At 50.5% G+C, this 12526-nt stretch carries 10 protein-coding genes and 1 rRNA gene (1 of these 11 running past the window's edge); 7 read left to right on the top strand and 4 right to left on the bottom strand.

From position 1 onward, the window contains the following. Both HH215_RS19445 and HH215_RS19440 read left to right on the top strand, forming a co-directional pair. A 23S ribosomal RNA gene (locus HH215_RS19445) occupies positions 1–1250 on the top strand (it extends 1786 nt beyond the left edge of the window). A gap of 624 nt (positions 1251–1874) precedes the next feature. Then, positions 1875–2360: a hypothetical protein gene (locus tag HH215_RS19440; RefSeq protein ID WP_169281398.1), complete on the top strand. Its 486-nt coding sequence runs from the start codon at positions 1875–1877 to the stop codon at positions 2358–2360. A 22-nt stretch (positions 2361–2382) separates the two neighbouring features. On the opposite strand, the gene HH215_RS19435 is transcribed toward HH215_RS19440, so the two are convergent. Both HH215_RS19435 and cysC read right to left on the bottom strand, forming a co-directional pair. After that, positions 2383–3138: a sulfotransferase family 2 domain-containing protein gene (locus HH215_RS19435; RefSeq protein ID WP_169281397.1), complete on the bottom strand. Its 756-nt coding sequence runs from the start codon at positions 3136–3138 to the stop codon at positions 2383–2385. Between the two features lie 4 nt (positions 3139–3142). Continuing rightward, positions 3143–3694: an adenylyl-sulfate kinase gene (cysC, locus tag HH215_RS19430; protein WP_169281396.1), complete on the bottom strand. Its 552-nt coding sequence runs from the start codon at positions 3692–3694 to the stop codon at positions 3143–3145. A 202-nt stretch (positions 3695–3896) separates the two neighbouring features. On the opposite strand from cysC, the gene HH215_RS19425 reads away from it, so the two are divergent. Further along, positions 3897–6248 (top strand): glycosyltransferase, encoded by a 2352-nt coding sequence (locus HH215_RS19425; protein ID WP_169281395.1) that lies wholly within the window; start codon positions 3897–3899, stop codon positions 6246–6248. A gap of 15 nt (positions 6249–6263) precedes the next feature. Beyond that, the gene (locus tag HH215_RS19420) at positions 6264–7049 is read left to right on the top strand and encodes a methyltransferase domain-containing protein (protein ID WP_169281394.1); all 786 of its coding nucleotides are present in this window, start codon (positions 6264–6266) and stop codon (positions 7047–7049) included. 57 nt (positions 7050–7106) lie between these two features. Here HH215_RS19420 and HH215_RS19415 read toward each other — a convergent pair whose 3' ends face one another. Continuing rightward, on the bottom strand, positions 7107–7886 hold the full coding sequence (locus tag HH215_RS19415) for an FkbM family methyltransferase (RefSeq protein ID WP_169281393.1): 780 nt from the start codon (positions 7884–7886) through the stop codon (positions 7107–7109). Positions 7887–7908: 22 nt separating this feature from the next. Further along, the gene (locus tag HH215_RS19410; RefSeq protein WP_169281392.1) at positions 7909–9030 is read right to left on the bottom strand and encodes a hypothetical protein; all 1122 of its coding nucleotides are present in this window, start codon (positions 9028–9030) and stop codon (positions 7909–7911) included. Positions 9031–9219: 189 nt separating this feature from the next. On the opposite strand from HH215_RS19410, the gene HH215_RS19405 reads away from it, so the two are divergent. The 3 genes from HH215_RS19405 to HH215_RS19395 all read left to right on the top strand — a co-directional run bounded on the left by HH215_RS19405 (position 9220) and on the right by HH215_RS19395 (position 12521). Continuing rightward, positions 9220–10350: a glycosyltransferase family 4 protein gene (locus tag HH215_RS19405; RefSeq protein ID WP_169281391.1), complete on the top strand. Its 1131-nt coding sequence runs from the start codon at positions 9220–9222 to the stop codon at positions 10348–10350. A gap of 183 nt (positions 10351–10533) precedes the next feature. After that, positions 10534–11574, top strand: a complete 1041-nt coding sequence (locus tag HH215_RS19400; RefSeq protein ID WP_169281390.1) for a mannose-1-phosphate guanylyltransferase — start codon at positions 10534–10536, stop codon at positions 11572–11574. Next, entirely contained in the window at positions 11571–12521 is a 951-nt protein-coding gene (locus tag HH215_RS19395) for a GDP-mannose 4,6-dehydratase (protein WP_169281389.1), read from the top strand. Before HH215_RS19400 ends, HH215_RS19395 begins: the two co-directional genes overlap by 4 nt. The last annotated feature ends 5 nt before the right edge of the window (positions 12522–12526 follow it).

The following is a 12526-nucleotide window of genomic DNA, read 5'->3' as shown; positions in this document are numbered from 1 at the left end:
ATGAGAATTCTAAGGCGCGCGGAAGAACTCTCGTTAAGGAACTCGGCAAAATGACCCCGTAACTTCGGGAGAAGGGGTGCCCCGGTAGTGTGAATAGCACGAGGGGGCCGCAGTGAAGAGGCCCAAGCGACTGTTTAGCAAAAACACAGGTCTGTGCGAAGCCGTAAGGCGAAGTATACGGGCTGACGCCTGCCCGGTGCTGGAAGGTTAAGAGGAGTGGTTAGGGGCAACCCGAAGCTATGAATTGAAGCCCCAGTAAACGGCGGCCGTAACTATAACGGTCCTAAGGTAGCGAAATTCCTTGTCAGGTAAATTCTGACCCGCACGAATGGCGTAACGACTTGGGCGCTGTCTCAACGAGAGATCCGGTGAAATTTTAGTACCTGTGAAGATGCAGGTTACCCGCGACGTGACGGAAAGACCCCATGGAGCTTTACTGTAGCTTGATATTGAACTTTGGTACGGTCTGTACAGGATAGGTGGGAGCCTATGAAGCAGGAGCGCAAGCTTCTGTGGAGGCGCCGTTGGGATACCACCCTGATCGTATCGGAGTTCTAACCTACTACCCTTACCGGGTAGAGGGACCGTGTCAGGCGGACAGTTTGACTGGGGCGGTCGCCTCCTAAAAAGTAACGGAGGCGCTCTAAGGTTCCCTCAGCGCGGTTGGAAATCGCGCGCAGAGTGCAAAGGCATAAGGGAGCTTGACTGCGAGACCTACAAGTCGAGCAGGGACGAAAGTCGGACTTAGTGATCCGGTGGTACCGAATGGAAGGGCCATCGCTCAACGGATAAAAGCTACCCTGGGGATAACAGGCTTATCTCCCCCAAGAGTCCACATCGACGGGGAGGTTTGGCACCTCGATGTCGGCTCATCGCATCCTGGGGCTGAAGTAGGTCCCAAGGGTTGGGCTGTTCGCCCATTAAAGCGGTACGCGAGCTGGGTTCAGAACGTCGTGAGACAGTTCGGTCCCTATCTGTCGCGGGCGTAGGAAATTTGAGAGGGGCTGTCCTTAGTACGAGAGGACCGGGATGGACGCACCGCTGGTGTACCAGTTGTTCCGCCAGGAGCACCGCTGGGTAGCCAAGTGCGGAAGGGATAAGCGCTGAAAGCATCTAAGCGCGAAGCCTGCCTCAAGATGAGATTTCCCAATTCGTAAGACCCCTGGAAGAACACCAGGTTGATAGGCTCGGGGTGGAAGCGCAGCAATGTGTGGAGCTGACGGGTACTAATCGGTCGAGGGCTTATCCTAAACGAACTCGTGCGACTTTAGTCGTCACGAATGATGCTAGCAAGACAATGATACTCACCTTCTTCTGACCGCTTTACTTCGCATCCAGTTTTCAAGGCGCAAGCCCATGAGACGAAGTTTTCTCCAACAAGGGGATGACATCGTCTTTTTTGCGTTTTGATTTTACGCAAGTCGAACGTTGAGCTGCAACGAATAACGTTATCTCATACTGCTATTCGTTCCTAAAGTTACCCGGAGAGCCGCATAACGTTATGCCATAACGCTATCTCTCCTCGGAAGAAGAAAATGGATCGATTTCAAAGAAATAACGTTACGCTATATCGCTATTTGACCCCGAAGACACCCGGAGAACCGAAATAACGTTATGTCATAGCGTTATTTCACCACTTAAGAGGAAACACACCAACCCCAACAAATAACGGAACGCCGTTCCGCTATTCACCTCCAACTCACCTAGAAAGCAGCAATAGAGGAACGGGATTCCGCTATCCCGGTCGTACAGGGGAAAAATGGCGCAATCCAAAAGAAATAACGGAATAACCTGCCGCTATTCGCCCCGGACTCAACCCGAGAGCCGTAACAGCGGATTCTAGTTCCGCTATTGCGCCCCGCAAAGGCATCTCGATGAAGATAAGATACTCTCAGTGCGCTACAGGTTTGCGATCCCCTAACAACGAGGAAGATAAGATACTCCCAGTGCCCTCCAAGCGTGCAATCCCCAACCTCGACGATGATAAGATACTCCCAGTGCCTTCCAAGCGTGCAATCCCCAACCTCGACGATGATAAGATACTCCCAGTGCCCTCCAAGCGTGCAATCCCCAACCTCGACGATGATAAGATACTCCCAGTGCCCTCCAAGCGTGCAATTCCCAACCTCGACGATGATAAGATACTCCCAGTGCCTTCCAAGCGTGCAATCCCCAACCTCGACGATGATAAGATACTCCCAGTGCCCTCCAAGCGTGCAATCCCCAACCTCGACGAAGATAAGATACTCAGCGCGCTACAGGCGCTCGTTCCCCCAACCTCGACGATGATAAGATACTCTCAGTGCGCTGCAAGAGCTCGGTCCACCACCAGCAACGAAGATAAAATACTCGGTTCTTAAGTTGTTTTTCGTGTTACTCCCATCATGGTAACCGACCTGTTTTCTTGAACTGTTCAATAAGTTCTCTTTCGTTCGACGGTAATGACCGGATAGCCTGCTGAAGTCGTTTTTTAGCGTAATGGTATATCTGAGTATCGACGTTAACGAGTTTTTGAATTCTCTGAATCGTTCCTTTGGAGAACTGCTTGCGGGTCGGACGGTTCGGAGTAACGTTCACGTAGTAAACCTCGACGGGTCCCCAGTTATATCGACGTTTTAGAAGGTAGACGGACTCATGAAACATTTCGGTAATGCCTAGGATCGGATAGTGGAAATTTATAATCTTTTTCGTTTCCTCGGCGGATGCGTTTTGTTTCCCGGCCAGGTATGCGGTCTGATAGTTGCGAAAGTAAAGGTTAATCATCTCCTCCGGCAAATCCGACAGGTTGTCGGGAGTAATCGTTTGAGAAGTCGTCAGATAAGGCCATTCTCCTACTCTACGATTGATAAAGTAAATATAAGATAGGATAGCTTCGATAGGATCGCGGACGAATGCCGTATATTCGAACGGACGATTAACGGAATCGTGGAGCCCGTACCAATAATGGCCGAATACGCAATCGAACGGGAGATCCGGTTGCTGTAATACTTGATTCCACTCGTTTACGTCCTTCTCGTAAAAAAGTCCGATACGATCTTCGTAAACCCGGTACAAAAATTGAAATATGCTCGAACCGGCCGTCTTGGGAACATGAATAAAAAACAAAAACGGATGGGAAATGCCATTTGCGATATCCACCTAGTCAGTCGCCTCCATTCTCGCCCAAGGAACTCATGAGCGGCAAGCTTCGTAATAAATCAACGACTTTAGCCGCGCTTTCCTCGGGAGATTCTTTGTCGGTCTCAACGATAAGGTCGGGCGATATCGGTTCGTCGAATCGATCGGTCAAGCCCGTGAACAGCGGAATCCGCCCCTCGATCGCTTTCTTATATAATCCCTTCACATCGCGTTCCATGCAAATATCGATCGGACATTTCACGTATACCTCAACATACGAGACTAGTTGCTTCCGGCAATACTCCCTCATTTCCGTGTACGGGGTGATCAGGGGCGCCAAGACTAGGATGCCGTGTCGAGCAAGAATCTCGGCCAAGAAGACCGTTCGTTTGACTTGGGTTATTCGATCATTGTATTCGTAGCCTAGATCGGGACTGAGTCTTTTGCGAATATCGTCGCCGTCCAGCACCTCGATCTTGATGCCGGATAGCTTGAGCGTACTTTCGACCAGTCGGCTTATCGTGGATTTGCCTGAACCGGATAAGCCCACGAGCCAACAAACGGTTGATAACGACATAGGTTTCGTTCACCTCTTCGAACAATATATGAGGATAAGCTATCCGGCGTATAGACAATGATTCGTAATTGCTTATGATTTCCTTGCTCGAAGGTTGCCCTTTTTCCGAAAAAGCGGACAGGTGCCCATGCTCTTGGGGAAAGTGACCATACAATAAGGTTGAGTTGGAATTCACGAGCGAATGGGGGTTAATCCGACATCGATGAACATTGCATTCGATATGTTTTTTGCCAAAACGGCGGCGATGAAACGAGGGATAGGTCGCTATTCGCAGAATTTAATCGAATCCATTCTTAAGTTGGATACGCAACATTCGTACTTCTATTTCTACCCGGACGTGAGCAACGGCGTAGCCTATCTTAAGGAGCAGTTACAGCAGTTTCTCGCTCGTAATCGTATTGACGTCTATCACATGATGAGTCCGTTTAACTTATTCCATCTTCCATCGGATTTGTTTCAAGCGTACAGCGACGTCATGCTGAACAAAGAATGGTTCGGCAATACGCGAGTTGCCGCGACTTTATACGATGTTATTCCTCTTGTTCTGGAGAAGCAGTATCTAAATCACGTGGTCCGGCCTGTCTATATGGGTGTCATCGAGATGCTTCGCTCCTGCGACATCGTTTACGCGATCTCGGAGACCACCAAGCAGGATGCCGTAAGGCTCGCAGGCATGGACCCTAATAAAATCTTCGTCATCATGGGAGGGGTGGATGCGAGGTTCAAGCCCATTCCTAACTTTGACCCGCATCGGGTAAATGCAAAATACGGAATCCATAAGCCCTATGTTCTAGTAACCGGCGGAGATGATCCCCGTAAAAATTTATCCAGGCTGATCGAATGTTTTATCGTGGCAAACCGAGGACTTCAGAATCAGTATCAGCTTGTCATCGTGTATAATTCCAACGCGGACGAGAAACGGATAATGCTGCAACAAGCAGCGGTGCTTGGAGCCGCGGGATTCATTATCGTAACGGGGTATGTCCCCGACAAGGACTTAGTCGAGCTTTATAACGGGGCAACGTTATTTGCGTTTCCTTCCCTGTACGAAGGATTCGGATTACCGATCGTGGAGGCCATGGCTTGCGGCGTGCCCGTTCTGACGTCGCATAACTCATCGTTGGCGGAAATCGGGAGGGAGGCCGCTTATTTGGTCAATCCCGAAGATCCCGATTCGATCACGAACGGGATTTACCAAATGCTGTCCAATCCAGCAAAAATGAAGAAGCTGTCCAAGGTGGGAAGGGAAGAGGCCAAAAAATACGATTGGTCTCTCGTCGCTCAAAAGGTATTGGACGGATACACGGAAATTTGCCGCCAAAGAATCGCGGTTTTTGCCTCGAGACATTCCTTATATCCGGATAAATACGGTGCGATATTCGATTCTCTCCCTTATCTTACGAATCGCAGCGAAATCGATATTTATGTGGAAGAAGTTCTGGTTTCCGAAACGCCGGACCATCCCGATAGTCCGATCGTTATCTATCCCCATACGAATTTCGATAAAAATAAATGGAAATACGATTATGTGATATATGAAATCGGCAACGAAGATCGTTTTTTGTTCATCGTCCCTTACATCTCCAATCTGGCGACGATCCCGGGGGTCGTCGTGCTTAACAGCGTTAACCTTTACGATCTTACCGTCAAATGGACCTTGCAGCGCAATTCGATCGATTCCTTCTACGGAGTGATGCAGAAGGTGTTCGGGAGCAGGGCAGAGGCGGTTGGAGACGCGCTTCTGGCCGGACAGATCGACAGCAAGGACGTTCCTATCCATCGCTATTACTTAGCGGAAGCGAAAGCGGTTATCGTCTATTCGTTGCAGGATAAAGAGCAATTGATCAACCAAGGGTATCGGAATATTATCTTAGCTCCCGTACCGGCTCCTCTAATCGACGCTCCGGAAACTTTGCCCGAACGAACCCGCTTTATTTTCACGACAATCGTTACCGATAAAGACCGGATATGCAATCCGATCATTCTTCGTGCGCTCAAAGAAATGCTTAATCAAGGATACTGGAATTGGACATACCGGATTATAGGAAGGTGCGATCCGAAGAAACTCTCCGAGCTGAAATCGCAAATCGCCGAACTTGGGTTGGTTAAGCATATTAAATTTACCGGCGAGATCACCGCAAAGCAATTTAAGCAACAGCTTAAGAAAACGAGCGTGGCCATTTTCCTGCAAGACCCGGCTTACCTGGAAGCCCCGTTTGCGCCGTTCGCGACCCTTGCCCAAGGCATTCCGACGGTCGTATTCGATGGGGGCGCCTTCCGCGATCTACCGAACGATGCGATCATCAAAATCCCGGAAGGCCCGGAATCGGAACCCGCTATATTGCGCGAATTGATTCTCTTATATCGGAGTCCGAATTTACGCGGGCTCTTGAAGGAGAGAGCGTCCGAGCATTTAGAGAAAAATCATTCGTTGCCGCAATTCGCTAGCGTAATCCAGGAGGCCGTCGAGAGCAGCCAATTTACGGGCGAACGGCCAACCGTCGAGTGGACCATTCGTCGAACTTCCGACGGGGTACCGCAAATTCAAAAATGATCAGGGGGAAGTCGTATGCTCGGGTCGCAATTGTGCAAGGAAGCGGACTTCTCTACTTCCTGGTTTGTCCATGCTTGCGGCAAGCTACGGGAGGAAATGAGATACCACAGAAAGCTTTGGGAATGGTGTTACATCTTCGAAGCCTTACGCGAGCGAAATATGTTAATGCCTTTCAAGAGCGGACTGGGTTTCGGGGTAGGGAAAGAGCCCTTAACCGCCGCATTCGCCTCGTACGGCTGCGAAGTCGTCGCGACGGACATGGACGCGGACGAAGCCAAAGAGCAAGGATGGGTAGAGACGAATCAACATGCGCTTAACGCCATGGACTTAAATAACGCGGGAATATGCGACCCTCATCAATTTCGGAATCTGGTTACTTACGAGACTGCGGACATGAATCGGATAAGCGATAATTATGTCGAACGATTCGATTTCACATGGTCTTCCTGTTGCTTTGAGCATTTGGGTTCGATTGAGCATGGAAAACGGTTTATCGTGAATCAAATGAAATGCTTGAAGCCCGGAGGAGTAGCGGTTCATACGACTGAATTCAATCTGTCCTCCGATGAGGACACGTTGGAAGCGCCGATACTCGTCATTTATCGAAGGCGGGATATCGAGGCTATGGTCTCCGAGCTACGCCAGGAGGGATATCGGGTAACCGTCGATTATACGGCAGGAGCGGGGCCTTACGAGTCTTTCGTAGACCTTCCGCCATATCATAATCCGGTTCACCTGCGGTTGAAACTCGGCGAATATGTATCCACGTCGATCGGATTGATTATCGAGAAGGAGAAATAGCCGTGAAAAAAGGACCTTCAGGGAGAGAGCTTCTCCCGAAGGTCCTTTTGTTCTAATCTATCCCCGAATCAGCAACAAATCCCAATGTAAAGTACCGGTGTGCGCTGCCAACTGGTCAATAGAAACCGGATGAGTGGGGGAGCCGTCCATCGGCATATTAAAGATCGTAAACCCCTTGTCGATGAAACGCTGCATAATCGGCCGAGGTGCATGACCGCCCCATAACATCGGCAAATATTCCATGAATATCGTCATTTTTCCATTCGCGTCTATGACTTCGAAGAGACTATCCATAATATAAGGCTCTCCTCCGTCGATATCGATCTTGATGACGTCTACCTTCTTGGAGTCGCCGAGCAGGTCCGTTAATACGGCTTTCCGAACCGTCGTATGGGTAACGGGATTGATTTCTAGCATATTGAGGTGCAATATGCTCGTGCCGCCTTCTCCTCTCGTCTCGATAGTCTCTTCTCCGTTCGAGTCCGATAACATGACCCGATGCAATTGAACGTTCGAGAAGCCGTTAAGGGAGGCGCTCTTAAGCAAGTTGCGATGATGGAAAGGGTTAGGCTCGAAGGCATGGACCTTCCCTAAGGGTCCGGCTTGTTTGGCGGCGAGCAAAGTGAAAAATCCGCAATGCGATCCGATGTCGAGAACGGTCATGCCCGGCTGGACCTGGGACAGGAACGCCGCCTCCAGCCAAGGCTCCCAACCGCCGGTCAAGTAGATCGCCATGCAAACCGGATCTCTTAAGTCTAGAAATATGGCGGGTCCGGCCGTTAAATCCATTAATATCGTATGATCGCCCGTATAGACATGGGGCCTGTAATCGAACATGTTATTTCCTCCCGAATCTTATTTAGGCAACGGTCAGTCTTAAGAAAGGCACTCTAATGCGACACTCCGACGTATTGTGCTTGTAGAGTCGAATCTCCGCGTCTAACGCGTCTTGATCTAGCTCGATCCGGGAGTGAAGCTCTGTTTTTCCGGAAACGGTTTGATTCCATAAGAGGTTGAGGCCCTTCCCGGAAGTCAGCTCGAGGGTGAATTCCCCGGAACCTTCGATCTCTATCGAGGTATGAAGGAGATAGCTCCGGGAAGACAGCGTTAGATGATGCCCGTAGAACACGTATCCCGGATGACCGGCGGCTAGAAATCCGTCTTTATCGAACCCCGCGGGTCTGATGAACGGCGCGAAATACAGGCTCGAGATAATGGGGGCGGGCCGAAAATAGAGAGGCTCATGCTGCTTGGGATCAGCCGTCACGTCATTTCCGATCTTCCGAAGCCGAACGACGGCAATGCCGTTCGAGAATGGGAAGGGACTATCATATAAAGCATCGGTTAAATCTTCTTTGTCGCATTGAATCCAACTCTGGAGAGGCGTGTTCATTTGTAGAGCCATGTCCTGCCTGCGGAAGTACTCGACATCGATGGCATCGGGCGGCACGCCATAAGCATCGCTTAACAATCGGAGGTATTCGTCGCTGAATTGAATGAGCCAATCGCAGTCCATCAGCTGACCGTACGGAAGCGTGATCCATGCGACCCCGTTCGGCTTGAGCAGGTTGTAGATGTGCCGGATCGCTTTCAAAGGCGTCTCCCGATCGACGGAGCTATTCTCGCCCTTGCCGTGTTTCATGTAATGTGCGGCGGTGGAGAGGCAGAGGATGAGGGAGTGTTTGGTATCGTACTCCATGAAGTCGAGGTTAAGGACGGCAGCGGAATCTTCGTATTTGTCGATGATAATCCGGTTCGATAGTACGGGGTAGGGGGCAAGGAGTTCTTGATAATTCGCGAGCACGTTGCCGACTTCGAGGAACGACTCGCCAGAACCGGCTCCCGACTGCCGAAGGAGATGAAGAGCGAGCGGGATTTCGATCGTTCTTTCCGAACAATTGCTATAGGGCAGACGGTTATATGGGAGCGGTTTGCTGTTATACAGAAAATAGTTGTAGAAGGGTCGGCCTGCTAATCCCATAAAGGATGTCACTCCATTCGTAAGTAAGGCAAGATCGCCAATAATGAAGTATATGCGTCCAGCGGAGAACGGTTTGGACATCTGACACGAAGGGATAAACGTAGCGATATAATCTGACCTCCTGAAAACACTTCGCAAATCTTTCCATATACTAATGTCAAAATGCAAGCGAAGGAGAGTCGGGTTCCGATGTCCTGCACTGGAGTGTTCTGGGCTGGCCCTGTTAACGATATGGGGGGATACGGAAACGTATCGCGCAATTTCTTGCGTTCCTTGGAAGCGGTCGATATTCCGGTATACGCCACCCCTGGCGGCGCGCAACACAATAAGGTAATCGGCGATAAAACCGTTCGGTGGCTAGAAGGGCTGTCGACGGATAAAATCGGAGACCGAGTGGTGTGGATTCAACATGGGATACCTACGCATTTCAATTTGGAGATTCCGCACCCCAAAGTGGTCAAAAAAATTGGAATTACGTTATTCGAAACGGACCGGATCCCCGCCAATTGGGCGGAGAGATGTAATCTATTCGATGAAATATGGGTTCCTTCTCACTTTAACTACCGAACGTTCTCCGAATTCGGCGTCGATCCATCCAAGCTTCAAGTCGTTCCCTATCCGATCGATATTAACCGATTTTATCCGGGTAGACCGTATAACAAAATCGTGTTTTCTCCGCCGTTGCGTCATTTCTCGTTCCTGTACGTGTTCGGCTTCGATTTCCGTAAAGGAGTCGATCTATTGATTGAATCGTTCTGCAGAGCTTTCAGCGCCAAGGAAGAGGTCTCGCTCGTCTTGAAAGTATACGTTCATAGCGGATACGAGTCTTCGTACGCCATGTCGGTCATACAGCCCTTTATCCCGGCGGATCGTTTATTCTCGCAGATTATTGTCATTGTCGAACCTTTCGACGAACAGCAGCTGATCGATCTCTATCAAAGCTGCGATGCCTACGTATCGGTGGACCGTGCAGGATGGGGCATGCCGGCTATGGAGTCGATGGCGCTCGGGAAGCCGACGATCGGGTTGAACTGGGGCGGTTACACGGAGTTCATGAATGAAGACAACAGCATTCTCATCGAGCCGGAGTCGCAACTTGTACCGGTCGACGCAAGGCTTCAAGCGGACCGTCCAGACTACTACGGAGGGCACATGTGGGCGGATATTAAGCCGGATAAAGTCGGCGGCGCGATGCGGGAGCTCTATGAGGATCGGGTGAAGCGGGAGCGAATCGGCAAGAAAGCGGCTTTCGATATTCACTTTGAATACTCGCCGGCAGCCATCGGAAACAGGATCAAGCAATTGCTCGAGAGAGGATAACGGCCGGAACGTGATAACTGTAAATGAATGTTCGGGAGCGGCCATATGGCCGCTTTACCTATTTTAGGAGGAATGGTTCATCGTCCATGCCAACCGGTTTGTCCCGTCCATACAATAACAGTGCATTGGCAGTAGCCCGTACTGCGATCCGTTCGGTTTAAGATAACGGAGGGGATCTGGAACATGAAAATCGTCATTATGGCGGGCGGTAAAGGTAGCCGGCTCTGGCCAAGAAGCGTGGATGAGAAACCGAAGCAATTTCTGGCGCTGACATCGGAACTTACGATGCTGCAACAGACGTATCGAAGTTTGTCCGAACTCATACCCATCGGTCAGTTATATGTGGTGACGGCGACCCAGTATCATTCGCTCGTTACGGAACAATTACCGGAGTTGACCCTGGACCACATCATAACGGAACCGGTACAACGGGACACGGGACCTTGCATCGCCTTGTCGGCCTTGCATTTCTTGCGGAAAGAAGACGATGAGGTGTTGGTCATGATGCCTTCCGATCAACATGTCCCTCACGTACAGGCGCTTACCGAAGCATTAAGAGCGGCCGAAGAGATCGCGAACGAATCCTCGAACATCGTTACGTTAGGAATCGAACCCGTAAGACCCGAAACGAACTACGGGTACATTCTGGCTTCGTCCGCAGTCGATTCGACTGGTGCAAGAAGAGTCGTCGCTTTCGTGGAGAAGCCCGATATCGACACCGCGCATAAGCTCATTGCCGAACGGAACGTTTATTGGAACAGCGGAATTATCGTATGGAAGCCTTCTACGATAGCCGCGGAAATGCGCGAGCACCAGCCTGAATTATGGAATGGGTTACTTAACGCGGGTGACGATGTCGAGAACGCCTACGGGCGCCTTCCGAGAATATCCGTCGATTATGCCATTCTCGAAAAATCCGAGCATCTATACACCATTCCTTTCGGGTACGCATGGGAGGATCTGGGAAGCTGGGCCTCATTGGAAAGAATTCGCGAAGAGGAAGCCGACCGGAACGGGAATATCGTACACGGAGTCGTGCATGCCTTCCATTCGAACAGAAACATCGTATTTTCCGAAGGACGCCAGACGATCGTGATCGGAGCGGACGATCTCATTATCGTCTCGACGGCGGAGGGGCTGCTGGTCTGTCATAAATCCAAGGAACCGATATTGAAATCCATCATTCAGGACGTTGAGAAACGAGGGGGAGCAGCGAGCGGATGAAAGCATTAGTTACGGGCATATCGGGATTCGTCGGCAGCCATATGGCTGAGTTTCTGCTTAGCCGTAACGCGGAGGTAGTCGGAACGATCCGCAATCGTAGTCGGATGAACCACATAGAACATCTAGGCAACAAAATCCGGCTAGTGGAATGCGAGCTTCGAGACCCGTTCTCCGTGGAAACGCTCGTGGAGAAAGAGAGGCCGGATTTGATCTTTCACCTTGCGGCCCAAAGCTTCGTGCCCACTTCGTGGAATTCTCCCATCGATACGATTCACAATAACGTAGCCGGACAAGTCAATCTATTCGAGGCCATTAGGCGTATCGGATTAAACACGAAAATTCAGATCGCCTGTTCGAGCGAGGAATACGGCCAAGTCGAGCCGGGAGAGACGCCGATCCGCGAGACGAATCCGTTGCGTCCGCTGAGTCCCTACGCGATCAGCAAGGTGGCTCAAGATTACTTGGGCTATCAATATTACAAGAGCTACGGACTGCATGTCGTCCGTACGATTACTTTTAACCACACCGGTCCAAGACGCGGGGAAAACTTCGTAACGTCCAACTTCGCCAAGCAGATCGTGGACATCGAGAAGGGCAAGAAACCACCCGTGATCTACGTTGGTAATCTAGAGGCGAAGCGGGATTTCACGGATGTTCGAGACGTCGTCAGAGGGTATTGGTTGGCGCTGGAAAAGGGGACTCCGGGAGAAGCCTACAATATCGCATCCGGAACCTGTTATACGATCGCCGAGATGCTGAACACCCTTCTGTCCTTCAGCAACGTGAAAATCGAAGTCAAAACGGACCCTGCCCGCTTGCGTCCATCGGATGTAGAGATTCTGTTGGGGGATTACGGTAAGTTTCGCGAAGCGACAGGGTGGAAACCTGAAATTCCGTTCGAACGGACGATGGAGGACCTTCTTCATTATTGGCGTTCGCAGACTTAGGGGGA

Source organism: Cohnella herbarum (genome assembly GCF_012849095.1).
In the GTDB taxonomy this organism is placed as follows: Bacteria; Bacillota; Bacilli; order Paenibacillales; family Paenibacillaceae; genus Cohnella; species Cohnella herbarum.
The sequence above is the reverse complement of the archived record's forward strand: the minus strand, read 5'-3'. Positions and strand labels throughout refer to the sequence as shown.

What these genes read in the sequence shown, in the direction of transcription:
- HH215_RS19440 (WP_169281398.1), top strand. Translation starts at nt 1,875, where the DNA reads ATGAAGATAAGATACTCTCAGTGCGCTACAGGTTTGCGATCCCCTAAC.
- cysC (WP_169281396.1), bottom strand. Translation starts at nt 3,694, where the DNA reads ATGTCGTTATCAACCGTTTGTTGGCTCGTGGGCTTATCCGGTTCAGGC.
- HH215_RS19425 (WP_169281395.1), top strand. Translation starts at nt 3,897, where the DNA reads ATGAACATTGCATTCGATATGTTTTTTGCCAAAACGGCGGCGATGAAA.
- HH215_RS19420 (WP_169281394.1), top strand. Translation starts at nt 6,264, where the DNA reads ATGCTCGGGTCGCAATTGTGCAAGGAAGCGGACTTCTCTACTTCCTGG.
- HH215_RS19415 (WP_169281393.1), bottom strand. Translation starts at nt 7,886, where the DNA reads ATGTTCGATTACAGGCCCCATGTCTATACGGGCGATCATACGATATTA.
- HH215_RS19410 (WP_169281392.1), bottom strand. Translation starts at nt 9,030, where the DNA reads ATGGGATTAGCAGGCCGACCCTTCTACAACTATTTTCTGTATAACAGC.
- HH215_RS19405 (WP_169281391.1), top strand. Translation starts at nt 9,220, where the DNA reads ATGTCCTGCACTGGAGTGTTCTGGGCTGGCCCTGTTAACGATATGGGG.
- HH215_RS19400 (WP_169281390.1), top strand. Translation starts at nt 10,534, where the DNA reads ATGAAAATCGTCATTATGGCGGGCGGTAAAGGTAGCCGGCTCTGGCCA.
- HH215_RS19395 (WP_169281389.1), top strand. Translation starts at nt 11,571, where the DNA reads ATGAAAGCATTAGTTACGGGCATATCGGGATTCGTCGGCAGCCATATG.